Annotated in this window: 12 protein-coding genes and 1 pseudogene; 6 read left to right on the top strand and 7 right to left on the bottom strand. The window is 61.3% G+C overall.

The window, feature by feature from the left end; genetic code table 11:
* Positions 1 to 141: 141 nt before the first annotated feature.
* On the bottom strand, positions 142 to 1,104 hold the full coding sequence (locus R1T44_RS09075; protein ID WP_043332151.1) for a LysR family transcriptional regulator: 963 nt from the start codon (positions 1,102 to 1,104) through the stop codon (positions 142 to 144).
* A gap of 199 nt (positions 1,105 to 1,303) precedes the next feature.
* Between R1T44_RS09075 and R1T44_RS09070 the strand changes: the two genes are divergently transcribed.
* The 3 genes from R1T44_RS09070 (at position 1,304) to R1T44_RS09060 (ending at position 4,824) form a co-directional block, all read left to right on the top strand.
* Positions 1,304 to 2,653 (top strand): omega-aminotransferase AptA, encoded by a 1,350-nt coding sequence (locus R1T44_RS09070; RefSeq protein ID WP_043332339.1) that lies wholly within the window; start codon positions 1,304 to 1,306, stop codon positions 2,651 to 2,653.
* Positions 2,654 to 2,795: 142 nt separating this feature from the next.
* Complete coding sequence (locus R1T44_RS09065) at positions 2,796 to 4,286, top strand: CoA-acylating methylmalonate-semialdehyde dehydrogenase (protein WP_043332153.1); 1,491 nt, start codon at positions 2,796 to 2,798, stop codon at positions 4,284 to 4,286.
* Between the two features lie 226 nt (positions 4,287 to 4,512).
* Entirely contained in the window at positions 4,513 to 4,824 is a 312-nt protein-coding gene (locus R1T44_RS09060) for a putative quinol monooxygenase (protein WP_043332154.1), read from the top strand.
* Positions 4,825 to 4,936: 112 nt separating this feature from the next.
* On the opposite strand, the gene R1T44_RS09055 is transcribed toward R1T44_RS09060, so the two are convergent.
* The gene (locus R1T44_RS09055; RefSeq protein ID WP_254627163.1) at positions 4,937 to 6,145 is read right to left on the bottom strand and encodes a glutamate carboxypeptidase; all 1,209 of its coding nucleotides are present in this window, start codon (positions 6,143 to 6,145) and stop codon (positions 4,937 to 4,939) included.
* A gap of 288 nt (positions 6,146 to 6,433) precedes the next feature.
* Here R1T44_RS09055 and R1T44_RS09050 point away from each other — a divergent pair, with 288 nt between their 5' ends.
* Entirely contained in the window at positions 6,434 to 6,895 is a 462-nt protein-coding gene (locus tag R1T44_RS09050; protein WP_043332158.1) for a LexA family protein, read from the top strand.
* 8 nt (positions 6,896 to 6,903) lie between these two features.
* Positions 6,904 to 8,178: a Y-family DNA polymerase gene (locus R1T44_RS09045; RefSeq protein WP_317292933.1), complete on the top strand. Its 1,275-nt coding sequence runs from the start codon at positions 6,904 to 6,906 to the stop codon at positions 8,176 to 8,178.
* A 177-nt stretch (positions 8,179 to 8,355) separates the two neighbouring features.
* On the opposite strand, the pseudogene R1T44_RS09040 reads toward R1T44_RS09045, so the two are convergent.
* A pseudogene (locus tag R1T44_RS09040) lies at positions 8,356 to 9,518 on the bottom strand (IS3 family transposase); the annotation flags it as partial.
* Positions 9,519 to 9,792: 274 nt separating this feature from the next.
* Here R1T44_RS09040 and R1T44_RS09035 point away from each other — a divergent pair.
* On the top strand, positions 9,793 to 10,377 hold the full coding sequence (locus R1T44_RS09035) for an NAD(P)H-dependent oxidoreductase (RefSeq protein WP_043332160.1): 585 nt from the start codon (positions 9,793 to 9,795) through the stop codon (positions 10,375 to 10,377).
* A 148-nt stretch (positions 10,378 to 10,525) separates the two neighbouring features.
* Here the strand turns inward: R1T44_RS09035 and R1T44_RS09030 are convergent, their stop codons facing one another.
* The 4 genes from R1T44_RS09030 to R1T44_RS09015 all read right to left on the bottom strand — a co-directional run bounded on the left by R1T44_RS09030 (position 10,526) and on the right by R1T44_RS09015 (position 15,542).
* Positions 10,526 to 12,709, bottom strand: coding sequence for a TonB-dependent receptor domain-containing protein (locus tag R1T44_RS09030; RefSeq protein WP_317291895.1), 2,184 nt, complete (start codon positions 12,707 to 12,709; stop codon positions 10,526 to 10,528).
* The gene (locus tag R1T44_RS09025; protein WP_175090514.1) at positions 12,706 to 14,235 is read right to left on the bottom strand and encodes a PepSY-associated TM helix domain-containing protein; all 1,530 of its coding nucleotides are present in this window, start codon (positions 14,233 to 14,235) and stop codon (positions 12,706 to 12,708) included. Before R1T44_RS09025 ends, R1T44_RS09030 begins: the two co-directional genes overlap by 4 nt.
* Before the next feature lie 108 nt (positions 14,236 to 14,343).
* Positions 14,344 to 14,820: a hypothetical protein gene (locus R1T44_RS09020; protein WP_175090515.1), complete on the bottom strand. Its 477-nt coding sequence runs from the start codon at positions 14,818 to 14,820 to the stop codon at positions 14,344 to 14,346.
* A complete protein-coding gene (locus R1T44_RS09015; protein WP_317291894.1) occupies positions 14,817 to 15,542 on the bottom strand; it encodes an SCO family protein in 726 nt (241 codons plus the stop codon). Before R1T44_RS09015 ends, R1T44_RS09020 begins: the two co-directional genes overlap by 4 nt.
* Positions 15,543 to 15,726 lie beyond the last annotated feature (184 nt).

Raw genomic sequence — 15,726 nt, 5'->3', positions numbered from 1 at the left:
GCGGGGGGAGCTTTCATCATCCGGCACCCTACACTAGCCACCGTCTCCTTAAGAGCGTATAGCTGCTTCCACCCGCCAGCTGGGCGACTTCTCTGACCCCGACACGCTTGGACTTGTTCGTAGCTTACTCTCCCTCGCCGACTACACTCTTCGAGCTGGTTTCGCTTGGCGCAGGGTATCCAGCTCCTTCAGATAACGCTCCAGCACCAGATTGGGTGGGCGGCTCTTGCGCGTGATGGCGCTGTAATAGGTGACATAGGAGTTGGCCACCGGGCTGAGCGCCTGCATCTGGCCATCGCGCACCCAGCGCTCGGCATAGTGGGTGGGCAGATAGCCGAGATAGCGCCCGGAAAGCACCAGGAAGGCGATGCCCTCGCGGTCAGTCGCGGAGGCGGCGGCCTTGAGCGGCTCATGCAGCGCCTTGATCGCAGGCGTCTGGGCGTAGGCCGGCAGCACCGCATCATGCTGGCGAATCTCTTCCTCGCCCACCGGACGTCCCCGCGCGAGGGTATCGCCCGCGCGGGGTTCACGAAACAGCACATGGCCCCGTGCGCAGTAAAGGCAGGAGGTTTCCTCGTAGAGCGAGCGATACTCGAGCCCCGGCAGCGTCTTGAGCGTCGGGATCACCCCGGTATGCAGACGGCCATCCAGCACGGCGCGCTCGATCTCGTTGGGGGGAATCATGCGGATGTTGATCATCACCTCCGGGCCGTGACCCTTCAGCGCACTCAGCGCATCCGTGATGTGCATCTCGGGCATGGTGACCAGATTGTCGGTGATGCCGATGTTCAGCTCACCCTTGAGCCAGGCATGCAGACCATTGATGCGTGTGCGAAAGCCCTCTGCCGCCGCCAGCATCTGCATCGCGGCCTCGTGGACTTCCCGCCCCTCATTGGTGAGAGCAAACCCGCTGCGCCCGCGCTGACAGAGCTTGAGGCCCAGCCGCGTCTCCAGGTCACTCATCGCCATGCTGATGGCGGAGCGACTGATGTTGAGCTCGATCTCGGCCGCTGAGAAGCCACCACACTCCACCACCTTGCGAAAGATACGCAGCAGACGCAGGTCGGTATCGCCGAGCTGCCCCCGCATGACCTCGCCTCGCATAGGCCCGCGCCTCCTGTTATTGAACGGTTCCGCGACAGACGGCGCCTGACTGCGCCGAGATGGCGTAGCGAACGCCAGCGGAAAGTTAAGTAAATGCTTTCCTGAAGGTAAAGACAATGGCATTTATCTTACCAAAAGGACTTCCTAATCTAGTTGGACAGGAGCCGAGAACCAACAACAACACTCTGTGGGAGACATCATGACCGCCTTCGATACATCCCCTTCCGCCCAGGCAGGCTTGAGCCAGGAGCAGCTCGATGCCTACTGGATGCCCTACACGGCCAACCGCCAGTTCAAGCAGGACCCGCGCATCATCACCAAGGCGCAGGGGGCCTACTTCACGGACTCCCAGGGCCGTCAGATCTTCGATGGCCTGTCGGGTCTCTGGACCTGCGGTGCCGGCCATTGCCGCCCGGAAATCGCCGAGGCGGTCAGTGCGCAGCTGCGCGAGCTGGATTACGCGCCCGCCTTCCAGTACGGCCATCCCAAGGCCTTCGAGCTGGCGCATCGCATCAAGACGCTGATGCCTGAGGGGCTGGATCACGTCTTCTTCACCGGCTCCGGCTCCGAGAGTGCCGACACCTCACTGAAAATCGCGCGTGCCTACTGGCGCAAGAAAGGCAAGCCGACCAAGACCAAGCTGATCGGACGCAGCAAGGGCTATCACGGCGTCAACTTCGGGGGCTTCAGTGTCGGTGGCATCGGGGCCAACCGCTCGCTCTACGGTCAGGGGGTCGATGCCGATCACCTGCCGCATACCCTGCTCAAGGAAAATGTCTTCACGCCCGGCATGCCCAGGACCGGTGCCGAGCGCGCCGATGAGCTGCTGGAGCTGATCGCGCTGCATGATGCCTCCAATATCGCCGCCGTCATCGTCGAGCCGATGGCAGGCTCCGCCGGCGTGCTGCCACCGCCAGTAGGCTATCTCAAGCGCCTTCGCGAGATATGCGACCAGCACGACATCCTGTTGATCTTCGATGAGGTCATCACCGGCTTCGGACGCATGGGCGCCATGAGTGGCGCCGAGGAATTCGGGGTCACGCCGGACATCCTCAACGTCGCCAAGCAGATCACCAATGGCGCGGTGCCGATGGGCGCCGTGGTCGTCAAGGGCGACATCTACCAGACCTTCATGGACAACGGCGGCCCCGACTACATGATGGAGATTCCCCACGGCTACACCTACTCCGGTCACCCGGTGGCGTGTGCCGCGGCGCTGGCAGCCCTCGACGTGCTCGAGAACGACCAGCTCATCTCCCGTGTCCGCGAGCTGAGTCCGGTGTTCGAGAAGAAGCTGCACGAGCTCAAGGGCACGCGCTACATCAGCGACATCCGCAACTACGGTCTGGCCGGTGCCCTGCAGGTCGAGGCCTATCCCGGCGAGCCGGCGCGGCGCCCGTATGAGATTGCCATGCACTGCTGGAAGGCCGGTTTCTATGTCCGTTACGGCGGCGACACCATCCAGCTGGGCCTGCCGTTCATCACCGAACACGACGAGCTGGACCGTCTGATCAATGCCCTCGGCGATGCCTTCGCCGCCCAGGACTGACGCTCGAAGCTCAAGGCTGACGGTCGACGCTCAAGGCTGACCATCGACGTTCAAGACTGACCATCAACATTCAGAACTGACGATCAACACCACTTCATTCATCGCCATTCATTTCACAAGTCATCTCAGGGAGACCCACCCAATGAAGACGCTCGGACACCTCATCAACGGCAACATCGATCACAGCGAAGGCCGTACCCAGGACATCTTCAATCCCTCCACCGGCGAAGTCGGCGGTCAGGTGCGCCTGGCCAGCAAGGCGACGGTCGAGGAAGCCATCGCGGCCGCCGAGGCCGCCTTTCCGGAGTGGCGCAACACGCCGCCGATCAAGCGCGCCCGAGTGATGTTCCGCTTCAAGCAGCTGCTGGAAGAACATGCCGACGAGATCGCCCGCCTGATCGGTCAGGAGCACGGCAAGATCTGTCACGATGCGCTGGGCGAATTGCAGCGCGGCATCGAGAATGTCGAATATGCCTGCAGCGCCCCGGAACTGCTCAAGGGCGAGCACAGCCGCAATACCGGCCCGGGCATCGATTCCTGGAGTGAATTCCAGCCGCTGGGCGTGGTTGCCGGCATCACGCCGTTCAACTTCCCGGCCATGGTGCCGCTGTGGATGTACCCGATGGCGATCGCCTGCGGCAATACCTTCGTCCTCAAGCCCTCCGAGCGCGACCCGACCTCCACGCTGTTCATCGCCGAGCTGCTGATGGAGGCCGGTCTGCCGGCCGGCGTCATGAATGTCGTCAATGGCGACAAGGAAGCCGTCGATACGCTGCTGGACGACCCGCGCATTCAGGCGGTCAGCTTCGTCGGCTCCACCCCGATCGCTGAATACATCTACAGCCGCGCCGCAGCCAACGGCAAGCGCTGTCAGGCCCTCGGTGGCGCCAAGAACCACGCCATCGTGATGCCGGACGCCGACATGGAATACGTGGCCAACTCACTGAATGGCGCCGCCTTCGGCTCCTCCGGTGAGCGCTGCATGGCACTGTCCGTCGCGGTGGCCGTGGGCGATGACGCCGCCGACAAGCTGATCGCGCAGATGAAGCAGCAGATGGAAGGCCTCAAGGTCGGCATCTACAGCGACAAGGGCAATGATTTCGGCCCGCTGATCACCGCGGCCCATCGTGACAAGGTGGTCGGCTACATCGACAGCGCCGAGCAGCAAGGCGCGACGGTGGTGGTCGATGGCCGCAATCCGCAGGTCGAAGGCGGCGAGAACGGCTTCTTCGTCGGCGGCACCCTGATCGATGGCGTCACCCCGGAGATGACCTGCTACCAGGAAGAGATCTTCGGCCCGGTGCTGCTGGTCGTGCGCGCCGATTCGATGGAAGCCGCCATGCAGCTGATCAATGATCACGAATACGGCAACGGCACCTGCATCTACACCCGTGATGGCGAAGCCGCCCGCTACTTCAGTGATCACATCCAGGTCGGCATGGTCGGCATCAACGTGCCGCTGCCGGTACCGGTTGCCTATCACAGCTTCGGCGGCTGGAAGCGCTCGCTGTTCGGCGATCTGTCCGCCTACGGCCCGGATGCGGTGCGCTTCTACACTCGCCGCAAGACCATCACCCAGCGCTGGCCTTCCGCCGGTCTGCGTGAAGGCGCCCAGTTCGCCTTCCCGTCCTGATCCATCGCCTTCGCTTTCTGATCCATCACGAACGCGGATCATCGTCTGATGACAACTGCGCCGGACAGCCCTGCTGTCCGGCGCTTTCATGTGCTAATCATGCAGGGTCATGCCGGCAGTCAGCCCCTGCCCCTTGCAGTGGCCAGAAACGGCTCCACATAGTCAGGACATCTCATCACGAGAATCCCGACAACATCGGCGGTCAGCACCGTCACAAGGAGCCAAGATGATCTGGGTAATCGCCACCGTTACCGCCAAGGAAGGCCACGTTCAGGATGTCTTCAATGAACTCTGCGCCGTCGCGCCCACCGTGCGCGAGGAAGATGGCTGCCACGCCTACCACCCGTGCCTGGACTCCGAACGCGCCGCCGACAAGGACAACGACCCACGCCCCGACACCATCACCGTGGTGGAAGCCTGGGAATCCCACGATGCGCTGCAGGCCCACCGTGAGACCGAACACATGCAGCGCTTCCGCGACAACGCCGGTGACTGGATCGCCGATGGCGATATCCGCATCCTGAGCCCGGCGGGCTGATAGACAGAACAGCATTGGGAAAGACCCAAAAAAGCCCGACCTCCAGGAGGCCGGGCTTTTTTATCGGGCTTGCTGTCATGACGGCATATCATTTACCGCTACAACCCCGGTTTCACTCCTGCGGCTGATCCTCGGACAATTGCATGATCATGCGCGTCGTCAGGTAAAGGCGTGGCACGACGCTATCGACCAGCACGAACTCCTGATCGCTGTGATAGCCGCCGCCGACGAGACCCAGGGATTCGAGCACTGCCGGTTTATCGGAATCTGCATGATAGGCGTAGGCTGCATCGGTGCCGCCACCGATCTCGACCGCTTGCAGTGTCTGCCCCAACTCTTGATAGATCTTCTGGGCCTGCTCGGCCAGCTGCTGACTCTGCGGATTGTCAGGCAGCGGCGGACGCCCCTTCTCGAGGTGGAACTCCACTTCGGTATCATCGATCAACTGGTTCTTCGTGATGGCCTGCGCTTCTTCCAGGACACGCTGATACTCGCTGCTATCGAAGTAGCGCATATCACCTTCCGCCCTGGCATGCTCCGGAATCACGTTGCGCTTGACGCCGCCCTCGACGATCGTCCAGTTGAGCGTCGTCTCCTTGTCCGCATCATCAAGCTCATTCAACTGCAGCAGCTGATGAGACAGCTCCATAATGGCGTTGCGCCCTTCCTCTGGTGCGCCACCGGCATGGGAGGCACGGCCCTTCACCTCGAGAAACGCATAGTTGATGCCCTTGGTGACGACGGTGACGGCATCAACTCCCGGGTCAGCGAAGGTAGGCTCGAATACCAGCACGGCATCCTGATCTGCCGATAGCTCATGAATCAGGTCATGCGAGCCCGGCGAGCCCTTCTCCTCATCAGGATTGAAGACAACCGTCACCTGGCCATAGTCATCAAACCCGAGCGACTTCAGCGCCTCGAGACTGTGCAGAATAACGGCTGCGCCACCCTTGGCATCGCCCACGCCCGGGCCATAGGCACGCCCATCCTCGATACGGAAGGCACGCTCCGTGGCGGCGCCTTCATCGAAGACGGTGTCGTAGTGAATCATCAACATGATCTTGCGACTGCCATCTCCCTGCAGGCGACCGACAATCGTATTGCCGCCATAGGTCTTGGCAGGGTGCGTTTCCACCTGTGCGCCAAGCGCTTCGAGATGCTGGGTCAGCATTGCCTCAACGTCATTCAAGCCTTCACGGTAGCCCGTTCCCGAATCCAAGTTGACCAGTGTTTCCAGCGTCTCCAGCAGAGGCGCTCGCTGTTGCTCGACGGCATCCTGCACATCCTGATAGTCCGCCGCTTGCGCACTGGCACTGCACATACCGCATGCCAAACCCACCGCCAACATCGGAAGCCGCATTTTCCACCTCTAATATTGTTATATAAGGAATAACGAAGGTAAGGCGGATATCAGGCAAACGCAAACGCGAGGCCTACCGGGAAATTTTTTCTGCTAGCAGCTTTACCTGCCGTCCACCATTGAACACAGGTGCACTTCATCTGATCTGCGTCTCGTGAATGTGCAGCACTCGCAGGGATTATCGGTTGCCTGAGGGCTTCTCAGCGCCGATACTGTATATGAATACAGTATCGAAAGGAGACCCCACCCATGACCGTATCTGCCGCTCAACCGTCCCACGCCTCGCTGGCTCGCCCTCATCCAGCGCCGGAGCCCTGTGCGCTGCCGCACCCTCACATCACGGGGCGCGCTGGCATTTCAGGCTTCCCCTCGCCGGCCGAGGATTACGCGGGGCGTACGCTGGACCTCAACGAGCGGCTGATAAAGCGCCCGGCAGCGACCTTCTTCATGACGGTGGCGGGTGACAGCATGGAAGGCTTCGGCATCTATGAGGGCGACACCCTGGTGGTAGACCGCTCCATCGATGCCCGCCCCGGGCATATCGTGGTGGCACTGGTCGAGGGTGAGGTGGTGGTCAAGCGTTATGAGCTGATCGGTCAGCGCCCCTATCTGAGCTCCGGCAATGCCCTGTATCCGCCGGTCGCGATCTTCGACCTCGAATGCCAGGTCTGGGGGGTGGTGCGCTCCGTCATCCACGAATACGCGGTATGAAGACGCCAATGATCGGACTGGTGGACTGCAACAACTTCTACGCCAGCTGCGAGCGAGTGTTCGACCCGCGCCTGGAGGGCCGCCCTGTCGGCGTGATGTCCAACAATGACGGCTGCGTGATCGCGCGTTCCAACGAGCTCAAGGCGCTGGGCGTGGAGATGGGCACCCCCGCCTTCCAGCTACAGCCACTCGTCCGTGAGGGGCGCATCCACCTGCTCTCCTCCAACTATGAGTTGTATGGCGACATGTCGGCGCGCGTGCGTGAGGTGCTGGAGGAATATTCCGCCGGGGTCGAGCCCTACTCCATCGATGAGATGTTCGTGCGTTTCGATGGCTTTGATCGCAACTCGATGCTGACGTTGAGCCGCACCCTGCACCGCAATGTCCGCAAGTTCACCGGCATTCCCGTGTGTGTCGGGGTGGCGCCAACTCGAACGCTGGCCAAGCTGGCCAATCGCGCAGCCAAGAAGCGTCCGGAATTCGGCGGTGTCTGCGTGCTGGAACCCGATGAAGTCGGCACCCAGCGCCTGCTGGCCGATACGCCACTGGGCGATGTCTGGGGCGTGGGCCGACGACTGGTCGAACGCTTGGCACTGCAAGGCCTGCACACTGCCTGGGACCTGCGCTGCGCCGACCCGCGCGCCATCGGCCAGCGGTATTCCGTGGTACTGGAACGCACCGCGCGCGAACTGCAAGGCACGCCCTGCTTCGAGATGAATGATGCCGATGACGCCCGCCAGCGCATCATGACCTCGCGCTCCTTCGGGCGCATGACCGGTGACTTGAATGAACTCAGGGATGCCATCCGCCAACATGCCCAGCGCGGCGCCGAGAAGCTGCGCCATCAAGGCAGCCTGACACGCGCCGTACTGGTCTTCCTCAAGAGCAATCGTCACCGACCCGACCTGCCGCAATACTCACCCAGCACCATCGTCGAGCTGCCCGCCCCCACCAATGACAGCCGCGAGATACTCGCCGCCGCGCAACAGGCGCTGGAGCATATCTACCTGCGCGGCTATCGCTTCATGAAGGCTGGCGTGATGCTGCTCGACCTCATCGACCAGCCACGCGAGCAACTCTCGCTGCTGGAAAGCGAAGATGACATCGCCAGGCGTGAACGCAGTCAGCAGCTGATGGCGACACTGGACGCCATGAATCAGAAGATGGGCCGCGGCACCGTGCGTCTGGGCGTCGCACGCCCCGACGCCGCCTGGCAACTGCGCTGCGCCCACCGCAGCGCCCGCTACACCACCAACTGGCAGGAATTGAAGCGGTTGCGTTAGTGGATATGAACTGACTTCTCCACTGCAGGAACAGAAACGATGGAAGTGCCTGAGCCTAAACCCAGGTACAAAGAGGCAGCCCAAGAACAAGCTCAATAACAATAGCCCCCATAACCCGTCTGGATATAGCCAAGGGTCATGAGGGCTTGGGTAAAGCTGTAGTGGACAAGTGTTTTTGGCCACCGAGCTTTGAGCATTCCAGTAGTTCTTTTCTGCCAAGTTCGGCGGTATCCCATCGTTATGCTTGTGCGGCCTGAGGCTGCTGTAGTAACCGATCATATAATCAGTGACAGATCGCTTCGCCGCAGCGACATCGGGATAGCCGATCTCTGGTATCCATTCCGTTTTCAGGCTTCTGAAGAAGCGCTCTGTTGGGGCATTGTCCCAGCAATTGCCACGGCGACTGAGACTCAGCGTCATTCGGTAGCGCCAAAGCATCTGCCGGAATGCCCGGCTGGTGTACTGGCAACCCTGATCCGAATGAAACAGGATATTCCGTGGCTCTCCACGCGATTCGTAGGCCATGGTCAGCGCTTTCTTTACCAGCTCCGTGTTCGGCGATAGGGATAATGCCCACCCCACGGGTTTACGAGCATACAAGTCGATGACCACTGCCAGATAAGCCCAGCGTGCCCCTGTCCAAATATAGGTAATGTCGCCGGTCCATACCTGATTGGGCTTCTTTACATCGAACTCCCGATCAAGAACATTCGGTATATCCAGGTGTGGCTGATCAGCCTTCTTGTAGGCGTGCCTCGGCGGCTGCGAACTCATCAGCCCCAGCTGCTTCATCCGCCTGCTGGCCCGATAACGACTCAACTGTATTCCTGCCTGCGTGACCATTTTTGCGATGCTGCGAGCGCCGGCAGAGCCGTTACTGACGGTATGCGCCTCGACAACCTGATCCAGCAGCTTCTGCTCAGTCTCACAAGGTCTTCTATCCCGACCACGCCAAGCCCGGTAGCTACTGCGATGCACCCCAAACACCTGACACAAGTGCTGCACCGCGTAGCTCTCTTCAAGTCGCTCGATTATCGAGAATTGCTCAGGGAGTCCGACATCAAGAGAGCGGTAGCCTTTTTTAATATTGCCTTCTCTTCTTCCACTCGCCGCAGCTTGCGCTTCAGTTCCTGGATCTCACGCTGTTCCGGCGTCAGAGCCTCACCTTTCAGCGGCGCCTTGCCTGCCCGCTCAGCGCGAAGCCTGCGAACCCAATACTCCATGGTGGATTTGCCACCCCCCATGGCCTCACACGCCGCCTTCAGCGTGTAGCCCTGGTCGACCACGAGCTGGGCCGCTTCCATGCGAAATTCCGGGCTAAACGTTCTCTTCTTCGTCATCATCTGCACCTGATTGTCTCTGTGAGCCATCATACACTCAAAGTCAGGTGGCCAGATTCACTGTGCCACTACAAACAAGACCCGCCCCTCAGTCGTGAAACGGGAGAACTGAGCGAGCCACGGCCCGTAGACTCTCATGGCTTAAGGAAGTGCCCCGTCTGGATTGTTGCACCTACAGCAAAGGTGTTTTACGCCAGTGCCGCTTTATCAATGACTTGCGAACGCTCATGCTGTGCGCCATTGCTGAAAAGCCAACAGTTTTGGAGTACCCGGCATGAAGATTCTACTGATCAACGGCGGCAAGGCCTTTGCCCATTCCAATGGCGAGCTGAACGCGACGCTGCATGAACTGGCGCGCGGTGAGCTGGCCGAGCTGGGTCATGAGGTGCGTGAAACCGTCATCGAGGAAGGTTTCGAGGCCAAGGCGGAAATCGAGAAGCAGCTGTGGGCGGACCTGATCATCTATCAGACCCCAGGTTGGTGGATGGGTCTGCCGTGGACCGTGAAGAAGTATCTCGATGACATCCTGACTGAGGGCCACGGCTCGCTGTATGCCAGCGATGGGCGTCATCGCACCAGCCCGACCCAGGGCTACGGCACTGGCGGCTTGATGCAGGGCCGCCAGTACATGCTGTCACTGACCTGGAATGCGCCACTTGAAGCCTTTGATGAAGAAGGCAACTTCTTCGAGGGCAAGGGCATCGATGGCGTCTACTTCCCAGTGCACAAGGCGATGGAATTCCTCGGCATGACGGCCCTGCCGACCTACCTGGCCACTGATGTGATCAAGAACCCTGACCTGGCAGCCTACACCCAGGCCTACCGCACGCACCTGCGCGAGCACGTCGGCCGCGCCTGAAGGCTCGAGAGATGAGTTGCGAGCGCTGAAAGCATTCGAGCCCGCTCGTAATACAAGAAGCCCGCCACCGGTGACATGACCGATGGCGGGCTTCTTGCGTTCTAACGGTTAGCGGCGACCAGCGCTCACTATTGAGAGGGTGCGAGTCTTAGAAGCTCCAGCTGGCGTGCGTCCAGAAGATACGCCCCGGCTCATTGACCTGTACATCGCCCTGCAACGGATCGTCGTAGAAGCGATTGACGTGGTAGGCGTAGACCTTGTCGAACAGGTTGGAGATGCCGGCGCTCAACTCGATGTCGTCGGTAACACGATAGCCGCCCTCCAGGCCGACGATGCCGAAGCCTGCCGTCGCGTCTTCACTGTCGGAAATACGCGACTGACGTGCGGCCGCATCGAATCGGGCACCTGCCCACCAACGATCCGCGTCATAGCGTGTCGCCAGATAGCCATTGAAGGGGGCGACCTGTGACAGGGGCGTCCCATCGCTCAGGTTGGTGCCGTGCGTGGCGGCAACGCCTGCGGAATGCCGCCAGCCGTGTTGCCGCCAACTGGCTTCCAGCTCGATACCGTAGATCTCGGCCTCGACATTGTCGTAGGTGGTCAGCGAGTCGCCTTCAGTCAGTTCTATCCAGTCATGCACCCGGTTGTAGTAGGTGTCCGCCGAATAACGCCAGGCGCCCTGCCTGACCGCCACCCCAAGCTCGAGCTGCTGATGGATCTCGGGATCAAGCTCTGGATTACCCAACCAACCATCGGAGTCGGACTGGCGGTTGTAATAGCGCTCACTGGCCGTCGGGAAGCGTACGCTGCGACTGAGCGCCGCATAGCCTTTCACCGCCTCATTGACGCGATGCTCCAGACGCGCCAGTGCACTGAGTTCGCCATCACGCTGTTTGGCGTCAACATCATCGCCATACTGGGCACGCCAGGCGGAGATGGCCGAGGCATTGCTACCCACCACCTCATCGGCATCTCGCGCATCACTGATGGAGACGTCATAGCGCGCACCGGTCACGAGTCGGTTGTTGGCATCAAGGGTGGTATCCAGTTCCGCGAATACCCCACCGCGCGTCCGCACGACATCCGGCCAGGTCTGGCTATCCGACAGGCTATCCAGTGACATGCCCATCCGGGAGTTGGTATTGCTCTCGAGCCGTTCGGCATCGGCACCCAGCGTCAATATCGCGTCATGTCCGCCGACAGTCAGCGGAATATCGCCCTGGGTGCTGGCATACCAGGTCTCGGTGGTCGCGCTGGAGAACATGGCCATGTCGCTCATGTCCATATCTGAGCTCATATCCATACCCGAGCTCATATCCATGCCCGAGCTCATGTCCATGCCCGAGCTCATGTCCATGCTCATCGAGTTGGCGCTGGAATCATCAAAGTCACGCAGGGTGACGTTATCCATGTCGTGCACGACGCGAGCATGGTTGACCTGTGTCTCGGTGTGCGAGAACGGCCCGACGTTGTCGATGGTCAGCTTGAGATACTGGCGGTCCATATCGCTGCGTGGTGCATCCATGGTGGGATACAGGGCATCATCGATGCGCACCACGGCGACACCCGCCTCGATGGCGACATCCTCGGTGGCGAAGGCGCCAATGCGGATACTGCCATTGTCACTGCGATACGCGCCTGACTGGGTATCGCCATTGCCATCCTCGTAGTTGTTGCGCTCGGAATGCTCGAAGTCCAGCGCGGTCCAGAAATCGCCCTGCTTGGCGGTCAGTGACAGAGTCTCGCTGGTGGCGTCATCATTGCTGCGCCAGCCAGCCCCCAAGGTACCCTGGACGCCATCATCATCGGTGCGCGAAGGCGTCTGACGCGTCACCTCGATGCTGCCCGCGGCAAAGTTGGGGCCGCGACTGACGGTCTGCGCGCCCTTGTAGAGCGTGAGGTCCGACTGACTGCCGGCAGTGGCGTAACCCAGTGTGGTGTCCATGCCCCCTGGACAGGCGGGATAAAGCGATGCGCCATCCACCTCCTGGATCAGGCGCTCACCGCCCTGCGCACGGAAGATGGCCGAAACACCGTGACTACCCAAGCGCGAGCCACTGACACCATTGACCTCGCGCAGCTGTTCGCCAAGGTCCATGTCGCCCTTGGCATGCCCCGCATGCACGTCATGGACGGGGCTGGCCATGGGCGCCTGAGCCTCGATACGGATCAACGGCAATACGCTGGTGGTGTCAGCATCGGCGTAAACCGGCAGCGTGCCACTACCCGCGATCGCGGCAGCAATGGCCAAGGGCAGACGACCACGCGATGCGCTCACTGGCGATGACAAGCGACGCGCACGGATCGGGAAATTGACGAGAGACAGTGTCATGCGCTGGCCTCCTGCAGGTCATCCCCTCGCTTGTGCGTGGCGCGAATCCACAGCCAATCCAGCAGCCCCATCACGACCAGCGAGAGGCCGACCAGCGGGAAGATGACACCGATGATCATCATCAAGCCCCAGACACCGGCGATACGCTTGCGCTCCTTGGGCAGCGGCGGGATACCGATACCGCCCACCGGACGACGCTTCCACCACATCACGCCCGCACCGACGCTCATCATCACCATCGCGATACAGGCCAGTACCAGCACCAGCTGGTTGATCAGCCCGTACTGCTGCCCCAGGTGGACATTGATACCCCACTCCAACGCTCGGCCCAGCGGGCCATAATCGGCGTAATGCATGTCCAGCAGCACATCGCCGGAATAGCGATCCACATGCACCACCTGCTGGCGCTCCAGCGCATCCGGATAGATGGAGCCGGTGTAGACGCCCTGCGGCGAGCCCGGCAGATTGATGGCATAGCCCGGCGCCAGGCCTTCGCGAGCGAAGATGCGCTCAGCCTGATCGAGGCCGATATCGGCATGGGCAATCGCGGCGGCACTCAGCGGCACGGCCGCGGCGGCGGAGGCCTGCTCGGCACCAGACTTGGTGCCCCCACCGCCATGCCCGGCATGCTCCCCCTCGTCCACGACGTGGCTTGTCGCTGTAGCCGGCAAGGAAGATAACGGGATAATGGCTTGTTCGAGCGACCAGGTCGTCCGCTCCTGGTCCACCAGCCGCGTATCGGACATCGGCGTATTCACGCGCACGCCATCGGGATACCCGAAGTTATGCCCGTTGGCCAACTCGTTGACCTTGGCACCCCACACCATTGACCACGGCATGCCGGTCACGGCGAGAAACAGGATGAAACCAGCGGCAAAGATGCCACACACGGCATGCAAATCACGCCACCACAGTCGACGCGCAGGCGTGGTACGCAGCGTGACGACACCACCCTTCTGACCCCGTGGCCACCACAGATAAAGGCCGCTGAGTACCAGCAGAATGCTCCAGCCGGCAGCGATCTCGATCGCGGCATTGCCGATGGGGCCGGTGATGGCGAGGCTGTGCAGATTGCGCACCGTCCACATGATGCTGTCACGGTAGGCCATCTGCCCCTGTACTTCACCGCTGTAGGGGTTGACGTAGACCGCCTGCTTGCCACTGCCATCGGCTGCCACGATATCGACTTCCGTGGTCAAGTCACTGGCCGCAGGCGGCACGACACGCACGGCCTTGCCGGGCAGACTTTCCACGGCGACACGCACCTGATCGCTCAGCGGGACACTCGCCTGTGCCTGGCCATTGACCTGTTGCACCACTGGCGTGTTGACCTTCATCAGGTCGGCATGCACGAAGTGGTCGATCTCTTCACGGAACAGATAAAGACCGCCGGTGACGGCCAGCAAGGTCAGGAAAGGCAGCACCAGCAGGCCAGCATAGAAATGCCAGCGCCACACGGCGCGGTAGATATCGCTGAAACCGCGAGCGGCGCGACCCGCGGAGTCGGTATTGGTTGTTGAACTCATCTCGATTACCCATCGACAGGTGCCACGACGCGCGACGGATGCTTTGTCCGCCGGTCAACGTGAGGTCACCGAACACTATGGAGAGCCACCGCGAGGTGGCCCAGCAATTCATGGCGCGAGGGAATCGTGGGGTGGCGCCCGCCCGGGCGGACGCAGATAGACATTGATGTCGCGAAACGCGACAAGGCAGGGACGCGGGACCGTGTCTCGAGACAACCGCCCCAACGCCAGCAACAGGGCAACGGCGACCAATGCCAGCGTGAAGGCCGCCATGCTGGCCAATGGACAATCCGAGGCAGCGGAACTATGGGTGATCTGCGCCTGCGAACCGCTTTCGCGAGCGGCACGCATTATCCAGTCGCTATCGGCACTCACCCAACGCCCGGTACCAACGCTCTCGAAGACGGCATGGTCGTTGACCATCACCACACGCGGGGCCGCCAGCGGCATGACCAGCATGGCAGCCAACGCGATCAGCATCACGAAGACGACATGCCCATTGGCCGCAGTCAGGCGCGACAGGGCGCGATGATAGGAGACGGATTCACGCCTGGCGTGGCGAGTCGAGGGACAAGTCACTGTCATGCGTCCCCCGTGGCCGGCACGTTCGCGTTTTCGCTCGTGTTGACGGTCGCAACACTGTCAGAAGACGTCGCTGCGGCCACGGTCTGGAGCAGGAACGTCAGTCGATCGGCAAGTTGCGCAGGCGTCTGACTGAGCGGCAGGGTGTCACGCAGCCTTCCCTGCTCGTCGATCACGAAGATCGCCACGCTGTGGTCGATCATGTAATCGGTCTCACCGGCCGACGCCTGCGCTTGCGCGTGTTCAGGGGGATGACTCTGCTCAGGTTCTCGCCGCTGAAACTGGATACCGAGGCGCTGGGTGAATTCCTCCAGACGCGTGTCGTCCTGTGACGGGAGGCGAAGGCCGGTCACCGGCAGGCTGAAGGCAGACAGATAACGTGACAGCACGGGCAGGGTGTCGCGCGCCGGATCCAGCGTCAGAAACATCGGATGCAGATGCGCGCGTGAAGTCTTGTCAAGGCGTTGCCAGGCCATCTGCAGCCGGGCAAGCGACAACGGACAGATATCCGGACAATGCGTAAAGCCGGGAATCAGCACGCTCAGGTGACCCGCTTCCCCCCGAGACAGGGTGTCCGCGTGCAGCAGTCCACGCGTGGAAGGCAGCTCGAGCGTCGTCGGCCACGCATCACGCGGTTGATGCGAGGCAGAAAGCCCCGTGATCAACGCGATAATGACGAGGGCAAAAGCACTGAGTCCCATCAGGATCAGCTTGCGCGGCGACATGAACACTCCAGCGTGGCGTGCAGAGAAGGTAAAGGCAGCAGGGTCGATGACAGGGATGCTAACCATTCACACCCGCGAAACCACTAATGCGACAAGTTGCCACAGCGATTGCCCCGGGCCTTCGCGAGCGCGACAAGGCCCCAGATAGCGTAAAGCCATCACCACCATCATCAGATTCAAAGTG

The sequence above is a fragment of the Cobetia amphilecti genome, assembly GCF_032923285.1.
Taxonomy (GTDB): domain Bacteria; phylum Pseudomonadota; class Gammaproteobacteria; order Pseudomonadales; family Halomonadaceae; genus Cobetia; species Cobetia amphilecti.
The sequence above is the reverse complement of the archived record's forward strand: the minus strand, read 5'-3'. Positions and strand labels throughout refer to the sequence as shown.

Coding starts and splice junctions, on each gene's coding strand:
- R1T44_RS09075 (WP_043332151.1), bottom strand. CDS start 1,104: ATGCGAGGCGAGGTCATGCGGGGGCAGCTCGGCGATACCGACCTGCGT.
- R1T44_RS09070 (WP_043332339.1), top strand. CDS start 1,304: ATGACCGCCTTCGATACATCCCCTTCCGCCCAGGCAGGCTTGAGCCAG.
- R1T44_RS09065 (WP_043332153.1), top strand. CDS start 2,796: ATGAAGACGCTCGGACACCTCATCAACGGCAACATCGATCACAGCGAA.
- R1T44_RS09060 (WP_043332154.1), top strand. CDS start 4,513: ATGATCTGGGTAATCGCCACCGTTACCGCCAAGGAAGGCCACGTTCAG.
- R1T44_RS09055 (WP_254627163.1), bottom strand. CDS start 6,145: ATGTGCAGTGCCAGTGCGCAAGCGGCGGACTATCAGGATGTGCAGGAT.
- R1T44_RS09050 (WP_043332158.1), top strand. CDS start 6,434: ATGACCGTATCTGCCGCTCAACCGTCCCACGCCTCGCTGGCTCGCCCT.
- R1T44_RS09045 (WP_317292933.1), top strand. CDS start 6,904: ATGATCGGACTGGTGGACTGCAACAACTTCTACGCCAGCTGCGAGCGA.
- R1T44_RS09035 (WP_043332160.1), top strand. CDS start 9,793: ATGAAGATTCTACTGATCAACGGCGGCAAGGCCTTTGCCCATTCCAAT.
- R1T44_RS09030 (WP_317291895.1), bottom strand. CDS start 12,709: ATGACACTGTCTCTCGTCAATTTCCCGATCCGTGCGCGTCGCTTGTCA.
- R1T44_RS09025 (WP_175090514.1), bottom strand. CDS start 14,235: ATGAGTTCAACAACCAATACCGACTCCGCGGGTCGCGCCGCTCGCGGT.
- R1T44_RS09020 (WP_175090515.1), bottom strand. CDS start 14,820: ATGACAGTGACTTGTCCCTCGACTCGCCACGCCAGGCGTGAATCCGTC.
- R1T44_RS09015 (WP_317291894.1), bottom strand. CDS start 15,542: ATGTCGCCGCGCAAGCTGATCCTGATGGGACTCAGTGCTTTTGCCCTC.